This window comes from Erwinia sp. V71 (genome assembly GCF_965644245.1).
Classification (GTDB): domain Bacteria; phylum Pseudomonadota; class Gammaproteobacteria; order Enterobacterales; family Enterobacteriaceae; genus Erwinia.
On the sequence record NZ_CBFFRK010000039.1, the window covers coordinates 1 to 17,839 of the forward strand.

Annotated in this window: 18 protein-coding genes; 15 read left to right on the top strand and 3 right to left on the bottom strand. The window is 55.6% G+C overall.

The genetic code is table 11. The annotated features are described in order from the left end of the window. Nucleotides 1-228: 228 nt before the first annotated feature. The gene (ubiF, locus tag ACSZO1_RS10590; RefSeq protein WP_437612282.1) at nucleotides 229-1,407 is read right to left on the bottom strand and encodes a 3-demethoxyubiquinol 3-hydroxylase; all 1,179 of its coding nucleotides are present in this window, start codon (nucleotides 1,405-1,407) and stop codon (nucleotides 229-231) included. Between the two features lie 185 nt (nucleotides 1,408-1,592). Between ubiF and miaB the strand changes: the two genes are divergently transcribed. The 5 genes from miaB (at nucleotide 1,593) to lnt (ending at nucleotide 7,254) form a co-directional block, all read left to right on the top strand. Then, nucleotides 1,593-3,017: a tRNA (N6-isopentenyl adenosine(37)-C2)-methylthiotransferase MiaB gene (gene miaB / locus ACSZO1_RS10595; protein ID WP_437612284.1), complete on the top strand. Its 1,425-nt coding sequence runs from the start codon at nucleotides 1,593-1,595 to the stop codon at nucleotides 3,015-3,017. Between the two features lie 200 nt (nucleotides 3,018-3,217). Next, nucleotides 3,218-4,276, top strand: a complete 1,059-nt coding sequence (locus ACSZO1_RS10600) for a PhoH family protein (RefSeq protein ID WP_437612286.1) — start codon at nucleotides 3,218-3,220, stop codon at nucleotides 4,274-4,276. After that, nucleotides 4,273-4,746 carry an rRNA maturation RNase YbeY gene (ybeY, locus tag ACSZO1_RS10605; protein ID WP_437612288.1) on the top strand — a complete coding sequence of 158 codons (474 nt, stop codon included), beginning with the start codon at nucleotides 4,273-4,275 and terminating at the stop codon, nucleotides 4,744-4,746. The genes ACSZO1_RS10600 and ybeY overlap by 4 nt, the downstream gene beginning before the upstream one ends. 86 nt (nucleotides 4,747-4,832) lie before the next feature. After that, nucleotides 4,833-5,711: a CNNM family magnesium/cobalt transport protein CorC gene (gene corC / locus ACSZO1_RS10610; protein WP_437612290.1), complete on the top strand. Its 879-nt coding sequence runs from the start codon at nucleotides 4,833-4,835 to the stop codon at nucleotides 5,709-5,711. A gap of 7 nt (nucleotides 5,712-5,718) precedes the next feature. Beyond that, nucleotides 5,719-7,254, top strand: coding sequence for an apolipoprotein N-acyltransferase (gene lnt / locus ACSZO1_RS10615; protein ID WP_437612292.1), 1,536 nt, complete (start codon nucleotides 5,719-5,721; stop codon nucleotides 7,252-7,254). A 296-nt stretch (nucleotides 7,255-7,550) separates the two neighbouring features. Here the strand turns inward: lnt and ACSZO1_RS10620 are convergent, their stop codons facing one another. Continuing rightward, the gene (locus ACSZO1_RS10620; protein WP_437612294.1) at nucleotides 7,551-7,706 is read right to left on the bottom strand and encodes a hypothetical protein; all 156 of its coding nucleotides are present in this window, start codon (nucleotides 7,704-7,706) and stop codon (nucleotides 7,551-7,553) included. A gap of 136 nt (nucleotides 7,707-7,842) precedes the next feature. Here ACSZO1_RS10620 and ACSZO1_RS10625 point away from each other — a divergent pair, with 136 nt between their 5' ends. The 4 genes from ACSZO1_RS10625 to ACSZO1_RS10640 all read left to right on the top strand — a co-directional run bounded on the left by ACSZO1_RS10625 (nucleotide 7,843) and on the right by ACSZO1_RS10640 (nucleotide 11,082). After that, nucleotides 7,843-8,763, top strand: coding sequence for a glutamate/aspartate ABC transporter substrate-binding protein (locus ACSZO1_RS10625; RefSeq protein WP_437612296.1), 921 nt, complete (start codon nucleotides 7,843-7,845; stop codon nucleotides 8,761-8,763). A 175-nt stretch (nucleotides 8,764-8,938) separates the two neighbouring features. Beyond that, on the top strand, nucleotides 8,939-9,679 hold the full coding sequence (locus ACSZO1_RS10630) for an amino acid ABC transporter permease (protein ID WP_437612298.1): 741 nt from the start codon (nucleotides 8,939-8,941) through the stop codon (nucleotides 9,677-9,679). Further along, on the top strand, nucleotides 9,679-10,356 hold the full coding sequence (gene gltK, locus ACSZO1_RS10635) for a glutamate/aspartate ABC transporter permease GltK (protein ID WP_437612344.1): 678 nt from the start codon (nucleotides 9,679-9,681) through the stop codon (nucleotides 10,354-10,356). The genes ACSZO1_RS10630 and gltK overlap by 1 nt, the downstream gene beginning before the upstream one ends. Next, nucleotides 10,357-11,082, top strand: coding sequence for an amino acid ABC transporter ATP-binding protein (locus ACSZO1_RS10640; protein ID WP_437612300.1), 726 nt, complete (start codon nucleotides 10,357-10,359; stop codon nucleotides 11,080-11,082). Between the two features lie 141 nt (nucleotides 11,083-11,223). Here the strand turns inward: ACSZO1_RS10640 and ACSZO1_RS10645 are convergent, their stop codons facing one another. Continuing rightward, nucleotides 11,224-11,706 (bottom strand): zinc ribbon-containing protein, encoded by a 483-nt coding sequence (locus ACSZO1_RS10645; protein ID WP_437612302.1) that lies wholly within the window; start codon nucleotides 11,704-11,706, stop codon nucleotides 11,224-11,226. Between the two features lie 262 nt (nucleotides 11,707-11,968). Between ACSZO1_RS10645 and leuS the strand changes: the two genes are divergently transcribed. From leuS to rlmH, 6 genes are all read left to right on the top strand, one after another. Further along, nucleotides 11,969-14,551, top strand: coding sequence for a leucine--tRNA ligase (gene leuS / locus ACSZO1_RS10650; RefSeq protein WP_437612304.1), 2,583 nt, complete (start codon nucleotides 11,969-11,971; stop codon nucleotides 14,549-14,551). Nucleotides 14,552-14,565: 14 nt separating this feature from the next. After that, on the top strand, nucleotides 14,566-15,159 hold the full coding sequence (gene lptE, locus ACSZO1_RS10655) for an LPS assembly lipoprotein LptE (protein WP_437612306.1): 594 nt from the start codon (nucleotides 14,566-14,568) through the stop codon (nucleotides 15,157-15,159). Continuing rightward, entirely contained in the window at nucleotides 15,156-16,187 is a 1,032-nt protein-coding gene (holA, locus tag ACSZO1_RS10660) for a DNA polymerase III subunit delta (RefSeq protein ID WP_437612308.1), read from the top strand. The genes lptE and holA overlap by 4 nt, the downstream gene beginning before the upstream one ends. After that, nucleotides 16,180-16,833, top strand: a complete 654-nt coding sequence (gene nadD / locus ACSZO1_RS10665) for a nicotinate-nucleotide adenylyltransferase (RefSeq protein ID WP_437612310.1) — start codon at nucleotides 16,180-16,182, stop codon at nucleotides 16,831-16,833. The genes holA and nadD overlap by 8 nt, the downstream gene beginning before the upstream one ends. A gap of 194 nt (nucleotides 16,834-17,027) precedes the next feature. Beyond that, entirely contained in the window at nucleotides 17,028-17,345 is a 318-nt protein-coding gene (rsfS, locus tag ACSZO1_RS10670) for a ribosome silencing factor (RefSeq protein WP_437612312.1), read from the top strand. A gap of 3 nt (nucleotides 17,346-17,348) precedes the next feature. After that, nucleotides 17,349-17,819: a 23S rRNA (pseudouridine(1915)-N(3))-methyltransferase RlmH gene (rlmH, locus tag ACSZO1_RS10675; RefSeq protein WP_437612314.1), complete on the top strand. Its 471-nt coding sequence runs from the start codon at nucleotides 17,349-17,351 to the stop codon at nucleotides 17,817-17,819. Nucleotides 17,820-17,839: the final 20 nt, after the last annotated feature.

Genomic DNA, 17,839 nt, shown 5'->3' on the forward strand with positions numbered 1-17,839 from the left:
ATCACCATGGGTAAAGGATGTTAAAAAGTGTTCACCATGTCCCCGAACACCTGTCTGCAATGTCCCCGGACCGTACAGGTATGCGGGGAGGGTCAGGGAGGGGGAATCACGACAGAGATTGCGTCGTGTGCTCCCCCATCCCTGCCGTCCCTCGCCCGGCGGGGGGAAAGGACCGTCAGTGGGTATCTGTTAACTTAGTGTCTGATATGAGCAGCACACACCGGCCTGTTACGACAGTCCCAGTGCATAACGCAGCGCCTGACGTTTTAACACGCCAGCATGCTCCGCCGCCATCAGCCCAAGATTACGCAGCACCTTAAGCGGTTTTAGCTGATTACTGAAGGTGAAATAGAACAGATCCATCCCGCTCTGCATCAACAGATTATCTTTCTGACGTTTACGCTGATAACGATGCAGCACCGCCGCAGAATGCCAGTCCTCGGCCTGATTACGCGCCTGCACTAATACCTCAATTAAAGCATCCACATCACGGTAACCAAGGTTAACGCCCTGTCCCGCCAGCGGATTAATGGTATGCGCCGCATCCCCCACCAGCGCCAGCCCTTCCTGTACATAACTTGCCGCATGGCGGCGCACCAGCGGGAAAGACCCGGCTGCCAGCGCCGTAAAACGCCCCAGGCGCGCCGGGAACGTTGCTTCAATCTCTTTCTGCAGTTGCGCCAGCGGCATCGCCTGCAGCTGGCGAATGCGCGCTGGCGCGTCATACCACACCAGCGAGGCGCGATCCTCATACAGCGGCAGAAACGCACGCGGGCCCTGTGGCGTGAACTGCTGCCAGGAGCTGTCACCCGCCGGGTGCTCACAGCGAATACTGATCAGCATACAAGACTGGCTGTAGTTCCAGCCGTGAATACCAATCCCGGCCAGCTGCCGCACCTGCGAATTAGCGCCATCAGCGCCGACCACCAGCCGCGTCTGCACCGTCTGACCACTATTCAGCGTCACCGCCCAGCCGCCATTATTCTGCTGCATGCTCTGCAATGCCGCCGGACACAGCAATGTCACTTCCTGCTGCTGTTGCAGACGCTGCCATAATGCGCGCTGCAGCACGCTGTTTTCGACCATATAACCCAGCTCAGGCAGACCCAGCGACGCCGCCGAAAACTTCACATGGGCGGTCTGCCACTCCCAGGTTTCCAGATGGCGATACGGCGCCGCACGCATTTGCTGCACCTGCGGCCACACCTCAATCTGCTTCAGCAAATCGACTGATGCGCAGCCAATCGCGGAAACACGCACATCAGGCTCGCTGGCCGGGTCAAACGCGGTAGGCTCTTCCCGCTCCACCACCGCAACATGAAATCCCTGTTGCGCCAGCCCACTGGCCAGCGCCCCGCCGACCATACCACCGCCCACTACCACCACATCAAAATGTGCGTTATCCATCGATTTTCCTTCTGCGATCGGGCTCGCAACCTGCAAAGCAAAGAGTGTATTACGTTAAATTGTACCGGATTTTGCGCTGACTAACATAAAACCCGCAAAGCGTATGGGTAAGCTGGTCACGGCGAAAGCAAAGCATTACACTACCAGCCCTGCATTCCCTTCTGCATTTGAGTAATGACATGTCGATGACTAAAAAACTACATATCAAAACCTGGGGCTGCCAGATGAATGAGTATGACTCATCGAAAATGGCTGACCTGCTGGAAACCACTCATGGCTACACCCTGACAGAGGTGGCTGAAGAGGCCGATATTCTGCTGCTGAACACCTGTTCGATTCGCGAAAAGGCGCAGGAGAAAGTCTTCCATCAGTTGGGCCGCTGGAAGCTGCTGAAGGCGAAAAACCCTGAACTGATTATTGGTGTGGGTGGTTGTGTGGCATCGCAGGAAGGGGATCTTATTCGTCAGCGCGCCAGTTGCGTGGACATCGTCTTTGGCCCGCAGACCCTGCACCGTCTGCCGGAAATGATTAACACTGTACGCGGCACAAAAAGCCCGGTGGTGGATATCAGCTTCCCGGAAATTGAAAAATTCGACCGTCTGCCGGAACCGCGTGCCGAAGGTCCAAGCGCCTTTGTCTCGATTATGGAAGGCTGCAACAAATACTGTACTTTCTGCGTGGTGCCTTATACACGCGGTGAGGAAGTCAGCCGTCCGTGCGATGATATCCTGTTTGAAATCGCACAGCTGGCGGCACAGGGCGTGCGTGAAGTGAATCTGCTTGGCCAGAACGTGAATGCGTACCGCGGCGCCTCTTTTGAAGGTGACATCTGCACTTTTGCCGAACTGCTGCGTCTGGTAGCGGCTATCGATGGCATTGACCGTATCCGCTTTACCACCAGCCACCCGATCGAATTTACCGACGATATTATCGACGTCTATCGCGATACGCCGGAGCTGGTCAGCTTCCTGCATCTGCCGATTCAGACCGGCGCAGACCGGGTTCTGACGCTGATGAAACGCGCCCATACCGCGCTGGAGTACAAAGCCATTATCCGCAAACTGCGCGCGGCGCGTCCGGATATTCAGATCAGCTCTGACTTTATTGTCGGCTTCCCGGGTGAAACCCAGGCCGATTTCGAACAGACGATGAAACTGATTGGCGATGTGAATTTCGATGTCAGCTTCAGCTTTATCTACTCTGCCCGTCCGGGGACGCCGGCTGCCGACCTGCCGGACGATGTGCCGGAAGAGGATAAAAAGCAGCGTCTGTATATCCTGCAGGATCGCATTAATCAGCAGGCGATGGCCTGGAGTCGCCGTATGCTCGGCACGGTGCAGCGTATTCTGGTGGAAGGCACCTCGCGCAAAAACGTGATGGAGCTGTCTGGCCGCACCGAAAATAACCGCGTGGTCAACTTTGAAGGCACGCCGGAGATGATTGGTAAGTTTGTCGATGTCGAAATCGTTGACGTCTATACCAACTCCCTGCGCGGCATCCTGGTACGCACCGAAGAACAGATGGGTCTGCGCGTGGTGGAAAGCCCGGCGTCGGTGATTGCGCGTACGCGTAAAGAGAATGAGCTTGGCGTCGGTACCTTCCAGCCCTGATATGTCCATTTTTGCGGCGGGCATTCCACCCCGCCGCGCAATTTCATCCCGTTGCGCTTGCTTTCCGCAGGCTGCGCCCAAATATCTGTTCTCTCGCTTGCGCCATTCTGCGCAGACATAAATAATGGGTTTTATGGCGCATGTTGTTAAGCCACATGAAAAATACTCCCAACTGGCCCTGAGTGACCCAAAGGATTAGTTTGAATATCGAAACTCGCGAAATACAGTTACAGCCCGCGGACAATCGCCGGTTACTCAGCCTGTGCGGTCCGTTCGACGACAATATCAAACAGCTGGAACGCCGTCTCGGCATTGAGATCAACCGCCGTGACAACGCCTTTAAACTGGTGGGACGCACGCTTTGCGTCAATGCTGCCGCGGATATACTGCGTAACCTGTATGTCGATACCGCGCCCGTGCGTGGCACCATTGCCGATATCGACCCGGAACAGATTCACCTAGCGATCAAAGAGAGCCGCGTGCTGGAGCAGACGGCCGAGAGCGTGCCGGAATTCGGTAAAGCCATCAATATCAAGACCAAACGTGGCGTGATTAAACCGCGCACGCCAAACCAGGCGCAGTACATCGCCAATATTCTCGATCACGATATCACTTTCGGTATCGGTCCGGCGGGTACGGGGAAAACCTATCTGGCAGTGGCAGCCGCGGTTGACGCACTGGAACGCCAGGAGATCCGCCGCATTCTGCTTACACGCCCGGCGGTGGAAGCAGGCGAGAAACTCGGTTTCCTGCCGGGCGATCTCAGCCAGAAAGTCGACCCATATCTGCGTCCGTTGTACGACGCCCTGTTTGAAATGCTCGGCTTTGAACGCGTGGAAAAGCTGATGGAGCGCAACGTGATTGAAGTGGCTCCGCTGGCCTATATGCGCGGCCGTACCCTCAATGATGCCTTTATCATCCTGGATGAGAGCCAGAACACCACTATCGAACAGATGAAGATGTTCCTGACGCGTATTGGCTTTAACTCCAAAGCGGTGATCACCGGCGACGTGACGCAAATCGATCTGCCGCGCAATACCAAGTCCGGTCTGCGCCATGCGATTGAAGTGTTGTCCGATGTGGAAGAGCTGAGCTTTAACTTCTTCCACAGTGAAGATGTGGTGCGTCATCCGGTGGTGGCACGCATTGTGGTGGCCTATGAGGCCTGGGAAGCGGCGGACCAGAAACGCCGTGATGAACTGGCTGAAGAGCGTAAGCGCGAAGCCCTTGCCGCCCAGGCGGCTCAGGAGCAGAAATGAGTGAAGTGATTCTCGACCTGCAAATCGCGACCGCGTCAGAGGAAGGGTTACCGCAGGAAGCCGATTTCCAGCGCTGGCTGGAAGCGGTGCTGCCGCAGTTCCAGCCTGAAAGCGAAGTCACCATTCGTCTGGTGGATGAAGCGGAAAGCCACGAACTGAATATGACCTATCGCGGCAAAGATAAGCCGACCAATGTGCTGTCGTTTCCGTTTGAAGCACCACCGGGCATTGAGCTGCCGCTGCTGGGCGACCTGATTATCTGCCGTCAGGTGGTGGAGCAGGAAGCCGCCGAGCAGGAGAAAGCGCTGATGGCCCACTGGGCGCATATGGTGGTACATGGCAGTCTGCATTTACTTGGCTATGATCACATTGAAGATGATGAAGCCGAAGAGATGGAATCACTGGAAACCGAGATAATGCTTGCTCTTGGTTATCCTGATCCGTACATTTCGGAGAAAGAAGCGCCGTAGTGGCGACTTCTGTCCGATGATAAGCCTGCCAGCGCTGATTGCTGGCAGACCGTTCCCTCAGCAAGAGAGACCTTAATTTAAACGCCATGAGCGACGACCATTCACAAAATAGCGACAGTCCCAGTAGTAAGAAGGGCTTCTTTTCCCTGATTCTTAATCAGCTGTTTCACGGCGAGCCAAAAAACCGTGAAGATTTGCTGGAACTGATCCGCGACTCCGAACAGAACGAACTGATCGACCCAGACACCCGTGACATGCTGGAAGGGGTGATGGATATTGCCGAGCAGCGCGTTCGCGACATTATGATCCCACGCTCGCAGATGGTGACGTTAAAACGTAACCAGACGCTGGAAGAGTGCCTGGCGGTGATTATTGAATCCGCCCATTCACGTTTTCCGGTGATCAGCGAAGATAAAGATCATATTGAAGGGATTCTGATGGCGAAGGATTTGCTGCCGTTTATGAGCAGCGAGTCAGAACCATTCAGCATGGAAAAAGTCATGCGTCCTGCGGTGGTGGTGCCGGAAAGTAAGCGTGTGGACCGCATGCTGAAAGAATTCCGTTCCCAGCGTTACCATATGGCGATTGTGATTGACGAATTCGGTGGTGTCTCCGGCCTGGTGACCATCGAAGATATTCTGGAACTGATTGTCGGTGAGATTGAAGATGAATATGACGATGAGGAAGATCGCGATATTCGCCAGCTCAGCCGCCACACCTATACCGTACGCGCCCTGACGCCGATTGAAGATTTCAATGAGGTCTTTGCCACCAGCTTCAGCGATGAAGAAGTGGATACCATTGGTGGTCTGGTGATGCAGGGCTTCGGCCACTTACCGGCGCGTGGGGAAAGCATCGAGATTGATGGCTATCAGTTCCGGGTGGCGATGGCAGACAGCCGTCGTATTATTCAGGTTCATGTCAGAATTCCGGAAAACTCGCCGCAACCACAACTGGAAGAATAACCAACAGATGGATATCGCCTCTTTATACCTGCGTCAGCGGGTTCGCCTGCTGCTGGCGTTGCTCACTGGTGCCTGTGGCACGCTGGCCTTTTCACCCTATGATTTCTGGCCCGCCGCACTGGTGTCACTGTGCGGGTTACTGGCGCTAACGCTGAACCGCAGCACTGCGCAGGCCAGTGCCATTGGCTTTGCCTGGGGCTTCGGTCTGTTCGGCAGCGGCATCAATTGGGTGTATGTCAGTATTGCGACCTTTGGCGGCATGCCTGGGGCGATCAATGTCTTTCTGGTGGTGTTGCTGGCGGCGTATCTGGCGCTCTACCCACTGCTGTTTGCCGCATTACTGACACGTTTGCTGCCGCGCACGTCACTGCTGCGTCTGGTGGTGGCCGCACCGGTGTTGTGGCAACTCACGGAGTTCCTGCGCGGCTGGATACTGACCGGCTTCCCGTGGCTGCAGTTTGGCTACAGCCAGATCAATGGCCCGCTGAAAGGTATCGCGCCGATCCTTGGCGTCGAAGCCATCACCTTTATGCTGGTGATGATTGCCGGGCTGCTGGTCTATGCCGTAGTGCAGCGCCGTCTGGCCGCTGCCGCTGGCGCTATTGCTCTGCTGTTGTTGCCGTGGCCGCTGCGTTCTGTCAGCTGGTTCCAAGCACAGCCGGAACGGGCGGTTGATGTCGCACTGGTGCAGGGCAATATCGCCCAGTCGATGAAATGGGACCCGAACGAGCTGTTGCGCACGCTGCGGATTTACACTGAGCTGTCGCGTCCGTATGTCGGTAAAGCGCCGATCATTATCTGGCCGGAATCTGCCATTCCTGACCTGGAAGTGAATCAGCAGCGTTTCCTGCATGGCGTCGACGGCGAGTTACGCGCCACCGGCAGCAGCCTGGTGACCGGTATTGTCGATTCGCGACTGGAGCAGGATAACCGCTATCACGATTACAACAGTGTGATCGTGCTGGGTGGTGAGCAGCCATATGATTACAGCAGCCATAACCGTTATCAGAAAAACCATCTGGTGCCGTTTGGTGAGTTTGTGCCGCTGGAAGGGATTCTGCGCCCACTGGCGCCATTCTTTGATTTGCCGATGTCGTCGTTCAGCCGTGGCAATTACGTACAGCCGCAGCTACGGGTGGCAGGTTATAACCTGACGACCGCCATTTGCTATGAGATTGTGCTTGGCCAGCAGGTGCGCGACAACTTCCGTCCTGATACTCAGTTCCTGCTGACGGTATCGAATGATGCCTGGTTCGGTCATTCAATTGGTCCGTGGCAGCACTTCCAGATGGCACGCATGCGTGCGCTGGAGCTGGGACGTCCGCTGCTGCGCAGCACCAATAATGGTGTGACGGCGGTCTTGCAGGCCGATGGCAACGTACAGGCGATCATTCCGCAGTTTACCCGTCAGGTTCTGGAAACACGCGTGACGCCAGCCACGGGACTGACCCCGTATGCACGCTTCGGCAACTGGCCAGTCTGGGTGATTACCCTGCTGTTTGGTTTTGCTGCTGCAGTGTTAGGGTTACGACGTAAGCGCTAGTTTTTGCACTCTCGCCCTGTGAATGACTGTTCGCAGGGCGATGCGCCCCCCTCATTATCTGCCCTGGTCTGCCTGATTAACGGCGAGACGTTGCCTGATTGTTCGCGATACTCGGGGCGACCATCCCGCGGTCCTCCGCGACAAGCCGATCCGGAGCCATCGCGATGTTTCCTCTAAACCGGACTCGGGCTGTGTGACCTGCTACCGCTCTCTCGCTGGAAATGATCTTCCCCACCTCTCATTTCTGCTTCTTTTTCATCAGTTTTCTCTTTTTTTGGCACGGTGATTGCAAACATTTACAGTGCAATTGCTGCATATAAGCCAATGTAACCAAATGAAACATCGGTTTGCACCATTAAGGCACACGGCATGCCCCACGGCGAAGCATTGCCAAAAAAAATGCTTTTATTTGGTGCGGGCGAGTTCGCAAAAAAGAAACTTTTCTGTTTCATAACGTTAACATTCGGCTATTTTAATAACTAAACAGAGCCGTTCAGGCTCGGCAGCAACACAAAAGCAGCAGCAAATACACACGACATCACAAACGGCGCGATTTTCTGTCAGCGTCTAAACGAAAGGAGTTGGAACATGAAATTACGGAAACTGGGGCTGGCGCTTGCCCTGGCAGGACTCTCCTCCAGCCTCGCTTATGCAGAAGAGGCGAAACCGCAGGCTGCGGCTCAGCAGGCACCTACCCTGGAAAAAATCGCGAAAGATGACGTGATCATTGTGGGGCACCGCGAGTCTTCTGTTCCTTTCTCGTATTACGACAACCAGCAAAAAGTTGTGGGTTACTCACAGGATTACTCCAACGCGATTGTTGATGCGATCAAGAAAAAGCTGAACAAGCCAAATCTTCAGGTCAAACTGCTCCCAATCACCTCGCAGAACCGCATTCCTCTGCTGCAGAACGGCACCTTTGACTTCGAGTGTGGTTCCACCACCAACAACCTCGAACGTCAGCAGCAGGCAGCCTTTACCAACTCTATCTTCGTGGTCGGTACGCGTCTGCTGGTCAAGAAAGGCGGCCCGATTAAAGATTTCACCGATCTGAAAGGCAAAACCGTGGTGGTCACTTCCGGCACCACCTCTGAAATTCTGCTGCACAAGCTGAATGAAGAGAAAAAAATGGATATGCGCATCATCAGCGCCAAAGACCATGGCGACTCCTTCCGTACGCTGGAAACCGGTCGCGCAGTGGCGTTTATGATGGATGATGCCCTGCTGGCAGGTGAGCGCGCCAAAGCGAAGAAACCAGATAACTGGGATATCGTCGGCACGCCGCAGTCACGCGAAGCTTACGGCTGTATGCTGCGTAAAAACGATCCAGAGTTCAAAAAGCTGCTGGATGACACCATTGCCCAGGTCCAGACTTCTGGCGAAGCGGCTAAGTGGTTTGATAAATGGTTCAAAAACCCAACGCCTCCGAAGAACGTGAACCTGAACTTCGACCTGTCGTCTGATATGAAAGCGCTGTTCAGCGCACCAAACGACAAGGCACTAAACTAATAACGACAATAAAGGGCAGCTGGCCTGCCCTCCTGATTGCTGATTACTGGCCTGGACAGACAAATACGCCCCTCAGGGGCAAAGATGCCGGATGGCCGTTCCCCATCCGGCATTTAAGGGGGCCACTCACCAATCTTCAGGGGAGCTTCGCTCCCCTTTTTTACCGGAGTTATTTATGTCAATCGACTGGAACTGGGGTATTTTCCTGCAGGAAGCCCCGTTTGGTAATACGACCTATCTTGGCTGGTTATGGTCCGGCTTCCAGGTCACTATTGCGGTTTCCCTGTGCGCCTGGGTTATCGCTTTCTGCGTTGGATCGCTGTTTGGCATCCTGCGTACCGTCCCCAACCGTTTTCTGTCCACTATCGGCACCTGTTATGTGGAGTTATTCCGTAATATCCCGCTGATTGTGCAGTTCTTCTTCTGGTATCTGGTGGCACCAGAGCTGGTCAGTGAAGACCTCGGCATGTGGTACAAGGCGGAACTGGACCCGAATATTCAGTTCTTTGCGTCTTCGGTGATCTGCCTTGGCCTGTTTACCGCGGCACGCGTCTGTGAGCAGGTACGTGCCGCGATTCAGTCTCTGCCACGCGGCCAGAAAAATGCCGGACTGGCGATGGGACTGACACTGCCGCAGACCTACCGTTATGTGCTGCTGCCCAATGCTTATCGCGTGATTGTGCCGCCGATGACGTCCGAAATGCTGAACCTGGTGAAAAACTCCGCTATCGCCTCGACGATTGGTCTGGTGGATATGGCGGCGCAGGCCGGGAAGCTGCTGGATTACTCCGCGCATGCCTATGAGTCTTTCACCGCGATTACCCTCGCCTACGTCGGCATTAACCTGGTGATTATGCTGATTATGGGACTGGTGGAACGTAAGGTTCGCCTGCCGGGCAATATGGGGAGTAAATGATGTACGAGTACGACTGGAGTTCGATTATTCCCAGCCTGCCCTACCTGCTTAGCGGGCTGGTGATCACACTGAAAATTACCGTAACGGCGGTGATCTTCGGTATTATCTGGGGCACCATTCTGGCGGTGATGCGTCTGTCGCCGATTGCGCCGATCAGCTGGTTTGCCCGACTGTATGTCAACCTGTTCCGCTCCGTGCCACTGGTAATGGTACTGCTGTGGTTCTATCTGGTCGTCCCCAGTTTTCTGCAGCAGGTGCTGGGGCTGTCGCCAAAAACCGATATCCGTCTGATTTCTGCGATGGTGGCGTTTTCACTGTTTGAAGCCGCTTACTATTCGGAAATTATTCGCGCCGGTATTCTCAGTATTTCACGCGGCCAGTCCAATGCGGCACTGGCGCTGGGGATGACCCACTGGCAGTCAATGAAGCTGGTGATCCTGCCGCAGGCGTTTCGCGCCATGGTGCCGCTGCTGCTGACGCAGGGCATCGTGTTGTTCCAGGATACTTCGCTGGTGTATGTACTCAGCCTTGCCGACTTCTTCCGCACCGCCTCTTCGATTGGCGAGCGCGATGGCACACAGGTGGAAATGATTCTGTTTGCCGGTCTGGTTTACTTTGTTATCAGTTTTTCAGCATCGATGCTGGTCAGCTACTTAAAGAAGAAAAGGACAGTTTAAATGATTACCCTGAAAAATATTTCCAAGTGGTATGGTCACTTTCAGGTGCTGACCGACTGCTCTACCGAAGTGAAAAAAGGCGAAGTGGTGGTGGTATGTGGCCCTTCAGGTTCAGGGAAATCAACGCTGATTAAAACCGTAAATGGCCTGGAGCCGATTCAGCAGGGTTCCATTGAAGTGAACGGCACGGTGGTCACCGATAAGAAAACCAATCTGGCGCAGCTGCGTTCACAGGTTGGCATGGTGTTCCAGCACTTCGAGCTGTTTCCTCATCTGTCGATTGTCGACAACCTGACGCTGGCGCAGGTCAAAGTGCTGAAGCGCGATAAAGAACAGGCGCGCCAGAAAGGACTGAAGCTGCTGGAACGCGTGGGCCTTTCTGCCCATGCCAACAAGTTCCCCGGCCAGCAGTCCGGCGGCCAGCAGCAGCGTGTGGCGATTGCCCGTGCGTTGTGCATGGACCCGGTCGCGATGCTGTTCGATGAACCGACGTCAGCGCTCGACCCGGAAATGATCAATGAAGTGCTGGATGTGATGGTCGAACTGGCCAACGAAGGCATGACGATGATGGTGGTAACCCACGAAATGGGCTTCGCGCGCAAAGTGGCGAACCGGGTGATCTTTATGGATGAAGGGAAAATTGTCGAAGATCGTTCGAAAGATGACTTCTTCAATAACCCGCAGTCAGAACGCGCCCGCGACTTCCTAGCGAAGATCCTGCACTAATTCCTCCCTCCGTGAAGCGGGAGGAGGCCTGGAGGGGGGAGCAAACAATGTGGGAATTGCTAATGGTTGCTCCCCCCCAACCCTCCCCCGTTCTACGGGGAGGGAGCATAAAGCCTCTGCCACGTTTTACGAGGGAGAGTTTTAAGGCGAAAACGGCTGCCGCTGAAACTGATCGTGCCCACACTCCGGGCACCGTTTTAACGTCTCCGGGGTGTAAATCGCGCGTTCAAACTGGCACTTCTCACACACCAGATTCCCCAGCCCGACCACTTCACCACTCTGATACACGCCGTGGTGATTCAGATCCTGGAACACCTCACGCCATTCCAGCTGACTTTTATCGGTGATATCCGCCAGCTCTTTCCACAGGCTCTGACGAATAATCCGCATAAACACACTGTCATTGAGATCCTCTTCATTTTCGGTGTAACCGCGGGCAAACTCCTCCAGATCGCGCCGGACCGCACGCAGAACCTCTTCCATTTCACTGCGTGTCAGCTCTCCGGTATTCATCATGCGCTGTCGCGCATTCTCCACCAGCGCATCAATATTGCGGTCGCCGCGATTCAGCCGCTCGGTTAACGAGGCCACTAATTCACGGTAGTACTGAGCAACCTTGTTCATTTCCCTCTCCTTAGCCAGCCGGCATGATGATTCCACTCTATTTTAGCGCTTCTCCCCGTTTTGCTCTGTCAGCCACGCCACAATAGTGAAAATCCGCTTCGTCTGGATGCTAACTATTGTTGCCGCGCGCACCAGCCGCTATGCTATGCGGATCTGATCATTGTTTAACTGATGCATATAGACTCAATCGCTTTCAGGTTGCAGCCAACGCCGCTACCGCCTGAAAGATGAAGGGTATATTCACTAAGGACCACTGGCTGCCATGCAAGAGCAATACCGCCCGGAAGAGATAGAATCCCACGTCCAGCTTCACTGGCACGAGAAGCAGACTTTTAAAGTGACCGAAGAAGAAGGCAAAGAGAAATACTACTGCCTCTCCATGCTCCCCTATCCTTCTGGCCGCCTACATATGGGCCACGTGCGTAACTACACCATCGGCGATGTGATCGCCCGCTACCAGCGCATGCTGGGCAAAAACGTCCTGCAGCCAATTGGCTGGGATGCCTTTGGTCTGCCTGCTGAAGGCGCTGCGGTGAAAAACAACACGGCGCCTGCACCGTGGACCTACGACAATATCGAATACATGAAAAACCAGCTAAAACTGCTGGGCTTTGGTTATGACTGGAGCCGTGAACTGGCGACCTGTCAGCCGGAGTATTACCGCTGGGAACAGTGGTTCTTCACCAAACTGTATGAAAAAGGTCTGGTCTATAAAAAGACCTCAGCAGTGAACTGGTGCCCGAACGACCAGACCGTACTGGCGAACGAGCAGGTGATCGACGGCTGCTGCTGGCGTTGCGACAGCAAAGTTGAACGTAAAGAGATCCCACAATGGTTCGTGAAAATCACGGATTACGCTGATGAGCTGCTGAACGACCTCGACAAGCTGGAAGACTGGCCAGAGCAGGTGAAAACCATGCAGCGCAACTGGATTGGCCGTTCCGAAGGGGTGGAAATCACCTTTGATGTGGCCGACAGCGCAGAAAAACTGACCGTCTACACCACGCGTCCGGATACCTTTATCGGCGCCACCTACCTGGCGGTCGCGGCGGGTCACCCGCTGGCGGCACAGGCTGCCGCATCCAATCCGGCGCTGGCCGACTTTATCGCGGAATGCCGCAACACCAAGGTCGCGGAAGCCGATATGGCGACCATGGAGAAAAAAGGCATGGCCACCGGCCTGTTTGCCCTCCATCCGCTGACCGGTGAAAAACTGCCAGTCTGGACAGCGAACTTCGTGCTGATGGAATACGGCACGGGAGCCGTGATGGCTGTCCCAGCCCATGACCAGCGCGACTGGGAATTCGCCACCAAATATAACCTGGCGATTAAGCCGGTTATCCTGAACCTGGACGGCAGCGAGCCGGATATCAGCGCCGCCGCAATGACCGAGAAAGGCGTGCTGTTTAACTCTGGCGAATTCAGCGGCCTGTCGCACGAAGAAGGCTTTAATGCCATCGCCAACAAACTGGCGGAAAAAGGCGTCGGCGAGCGCAAGGTTAACTACCGTCTGCGCGACTGGGGCGTCTCCCGTCAGCGTTACTGGGGCGCACCAATCCCGATGGTCACCCTGGAAGATGGCACCGTGATGCCAACCCCGGAAGATCAGCTGCCGGTGATCCTGCCAGAAGATGTGGTAATGGATGGCATCACCAGCCCAATCAAAGCCGACCCGGAGTGGGCGAAAACCACCGTTAACGGTCAGCCTGCGCTGCGTGAAACCGACACTTTTGACACCTTTATGGAGTCGTCCTGGTACTACGCGCGTTATACCTGTCCGGACTACGACAAAGGTATGCTGGACCCGGCGGCGGCGAACTACTGGCTGCCAGTGGATCAGTATGTGGGTGGCATTGAACACGCCATCATGCACCTGATGTATTTCCGCTTCTATCACAAACTGCTGCGTGATGCTGGTCTGGTGAACTCTGATGAGCCCGCCAAACGCCTGCTGTGTCAGGGTATGGTGCTGGCCGATGCCTTCTACCATGTTGGCGCGAATGGCGAGCGTAACTGGGTGTCACCAATTGATGTCACCGTTGAGCGCGACGAGAAAGGCCGTATTGTGAAAGCGACTGACAACGCAGGCCGCGAAGTGGTCTACGCTGGCATGAGCAAAATGTCGAAGTCGAAAAACAACGGCATCGACCCGCAGGTGATGGTTGAGCGTTACGGCGCAGATACCGTACGTCTGTTTATGATGTTTGCATCACCAGCGGAAATGACGCTGGAATGGCAGGAATCCGGCGTGGAAGGGGCAAACCGCTTCTTGAAACGTGTCTGGAAACTGGCGTTTGATCACACCGAAAAAGGTGCAGTCAGTGCGCTGGATATCGCCAGCCTGAATGACGACCAGAAAGCGCTGCGTCGCGATCTGCACAAAACCATCGCCAAAGTGTCAGATGATATTGGCCGCCGTCAGACCTTTAACACCGCTATCGCGGCGATTATGGAGCTGATGAACAAACTGGCGCGTGCATCGCAGGAGAGCGAGCAGGATCGTGCTCTGTTGCAGGAAGCGCTGCTGACAGTCGTGCGTATGCTGTATCCGTTCACCCCGCACGCCAGCTTCTCGCTGTGGCAGGCGCTGGGCGGCGAAGGTGTTGTCGATAACGCCCCATGGCCGCAAGCCGATGAATCCGCCATGGTGGAAGATTCACTGCTGGTGGTGGTGCAGGTTAACGGTAAAGTCCGTGGTAAGATCACCGTAGCGGCTGACGCGACGCAGGAACAGGTGCAGGCGCGTGCGGCTCAGGAACATCTGGTCGCGAAATATCTCGACGGCGTGACGATTCGTAAAGTGATTTACGTACCAGGCAAACTGCTTAACCTGGTTGTGGGTTAAGTTCAGGAGGAACTGTGCGACATCCGATTTTAACTCTGTTATTAGGCTTCGCGGTGCTGGTCACCGCGGGTTGCGGTTTTCATCTGCGCGGCACCACCAAGGTGCCCTCAGAAATGCAAACCCTGATCCTCGACAGTAGCGACCCGTATGGCCCGCTGACGCGCAGCGTGCGCGAGCAACTGCGCCTGAACGCCGTCTCTATCGTTGAAAAGCCGGGGACGCGCACGGATATTCCATCGCTGCGCCTGCTGGGAGAAAGTGTTGGTCGTGATACCGCCTCGGTCTTCCGTGACGGTAAAACCGCTGAATACTCCATGATGATGACGGTCAGTGCTCAGGTGTTGTTGCCGAACAAAGGCATCTACCCGATCAACACGACGGTTTATCGCTCGTTCTTCGACAACCCGCTGGCGGCGCTGGCGAAAGATGCGGAACAGACGATCATCATTCAGGAGATGCGCGATAAGGCCGCCGAACAGCTGGTTCGTAAGCTGTTAAGTGTCCATGCTGCTCAGGAGAACCAGGAAGCGGCACAGCAGGATCGCACTCCCCCGGCGGTTAACGGTACTGAAACGGCCACCGCCTCAGGTGGCAGAAATCTGCAATGATCAGGATTTATCCTGAACAACTCGGCGCGCAGCTTCGTGAGGGGCTGCGCGCCTGTTATTTGCTGTGTGGTAACGAACCTCTGCTGCTGCAGGAAAGCCAGGACGCCGTGCGCGCGGCGGCGCAACAGCAGCAATTCACCGAACATTTAAGCATTACCCTCGATGCCAGTACCGACTGGGACGTGATTTTCGGCGCCTGTCAGGAACTGAGCCTGTTTGCCAGTCGCCAGACCCTGCTGCTGATCATGCCGGACAACGGCCCTAATGCTGCGATGGGCGAACAGCTGGTCAAACTCGCCACGCTGTTGCACAGCGATATTTTGCTGATCATCCGCAGTAACAAGCTGACGAAAGCGCAGGAGAACAGTGCATGGTTCAAAGCGTTAAGCAGCAATGCCGTGATGGTGCCCTGCGTCACGCCCGAACAGGCGCAACTGCCGCGCTGGGTGGCAAACCGCGCACAGGCGATGAAACTGTCGCTGGATGATGCCGCGAATCAGCTGCTGTGTTACTGCTACGAAGGGAATCTGCTGGCGCTGTCGCAGGCGCTGGAGCGGCTTTCCCTGCTGTGGCCGGATGGCAAACTGACACTGCCGCGTGTCGAGCAAGCCGTTAACGACGCGGCGCATTTTACCCCGTTCCACTGGGTTGATGCGTTGCTGGCTGGCAAGAGCAAACGCGCATTGCATATCCTGCGCCAGATGCAGGCGGAAGACAGTGAACCGGTGATTATGATCCGCACCCTGCAACGTGATTTGATGACGCTGCTGTCACTGCAACGGCAGATGAAAACCACACCGCAGCGCACCCTGTTTGATCAGCAACGAATCTGGCAGAACCGTCGCCCGCTGTTTAGCGACGCATTGCAGCGCCTTGATGCCCGTCAGCTGTTGCAGGCAATTCGTCTGCTCACCCGCATCGAAATTACCCTGAAACAGGATTACGGCCAGTCGCTGTGGGCGGAGCTGGAAACCCTGTCTCTGCTACTCTGTAATAAATCGTTTCCTGAGAGCTTCTGCGATGTCTGAAACAGCCAGCCTGCACGCGCTGTTTGGCGGTACTTTCGACCCGATTCATTTTGGCCATCTGCGCCCGGTCACCACCCTGGCGCAGCAGGTGGGTCTGCAGCAGGTCACGTTGCTGCCCAATAATGTGCCGCCTCATCGCCCGCAGCCGCAGGCTTCCGCCGCGCAGCGCGTCGCGATGGTGCAACTGGCTATCGCCGGACAACCCTTGTTTAGCCTCGATCAACGCGAGCTGCAACGCGCCACGCCATCATGGACAGTGGAAACGCTGGCGGAACTGCGTCAGGAACGTGGCGCACAGCAACCGCTGGCTTTTATTATTGGTCAGGATTCGCTGCTGACACTGCACAAATGGCATCGCTGGCAGGATCTGCTGTCGCTGTGCCATCTGCTGGTGTGCAAGCGTCCGGGTTACGCCACGCAAATGGAAACACCGCAGCTGCAACACTGGCTGGAAAGCCATCTCACCGATGATCCCCGCGTCCTGCACCAGCAACCCGCCGGGCGTATCTTCCTGGCCGACACGCCGCTGGTCGCCATCTCCGCCACGGAAATTCGTCAACGCCGCCAGCGCGGTGAATCCTGTGACGACCTGCTGCCTGCTGCTGTCAGCGCTTATATCGATCGCGAAGGGTTATACTCTGACTGATGCGTTACATCAGGCGGTGTCTGCCTGGTCTGATGTATGACGAGCATATATTCTGCGTGACACGGTCATGCTATACTGCGCCGCTCATTTTCAGGGCTGCGGCCCGTTGATAAATCCTGTTACGCTTATCAGCACCTGTTACAGACATCCTGTGCGATAACGCGTCAGCACTCAGTTACCCGAGGGGGAACCTTTTGCAAGGCAAAGCACTCCAAGATTTCGTTATTGATAAGATTGATGATCTTAAAGGCCAGGACATTCTTGCTCTGGATGTGAAGGGCAAGTCCAGCATCACGGACTGCATGATTATCTGCACCGGCACCTCGACGCGCCATGTGACCTCGATTGCCGATCACGTGATTCAGGAATCACGTCTGGCGGGCATGCTGCCACTGGGTGTGGAAGGCAAAGCAGCGGCGGACTGGGTCGTGGTCGATCTCGGCGAAGTGATTGTGCATGTGATGAAGGAAGAGAGCCGCCGCCTGTACGAGCTGGAAAAACTCTGGGGTTAATGCGTGAAGCTGCAGCTGATTGCCGTTGGCACCAAAATGCCCGACTGGGTGCAGACGGGTTTTATGGAATATCTGCGTCGTTTTCCGAAAGATATTCCGCTGGAGCTGACCGAAGTGCCGGCAGGCAAGCGCGGCAAAAATGCCGATATTAAGCGCATTCTGGAAAAAGAAGGCGAAGCGATGCTGGCCGCAGCAGGTAAAGGCAACCGCATCGTCACGCTGGATATTCCCGGCCAGCCATGGGAAACCCCGCAGCTGGCGACGCAGCTTGAGCGCTGGAAGCAGGATGGCCGCGATGTCAGCCTGCTGATCGGCGGACCGGAAGGGCTGGCGCCAGCCTGTAAAGCCGCGGCCGAGCAGAGCTGGTCACTGTCGGCCCTGACCCTGCCTCATCCGCTGGTACGGGTCCTGGTGGCAGAAAGCCTGTATCGCGCATGGAGTATTACCGCGAATCATCCTTATCACCGTGAATAACCCATAGCACTGAACCGGAT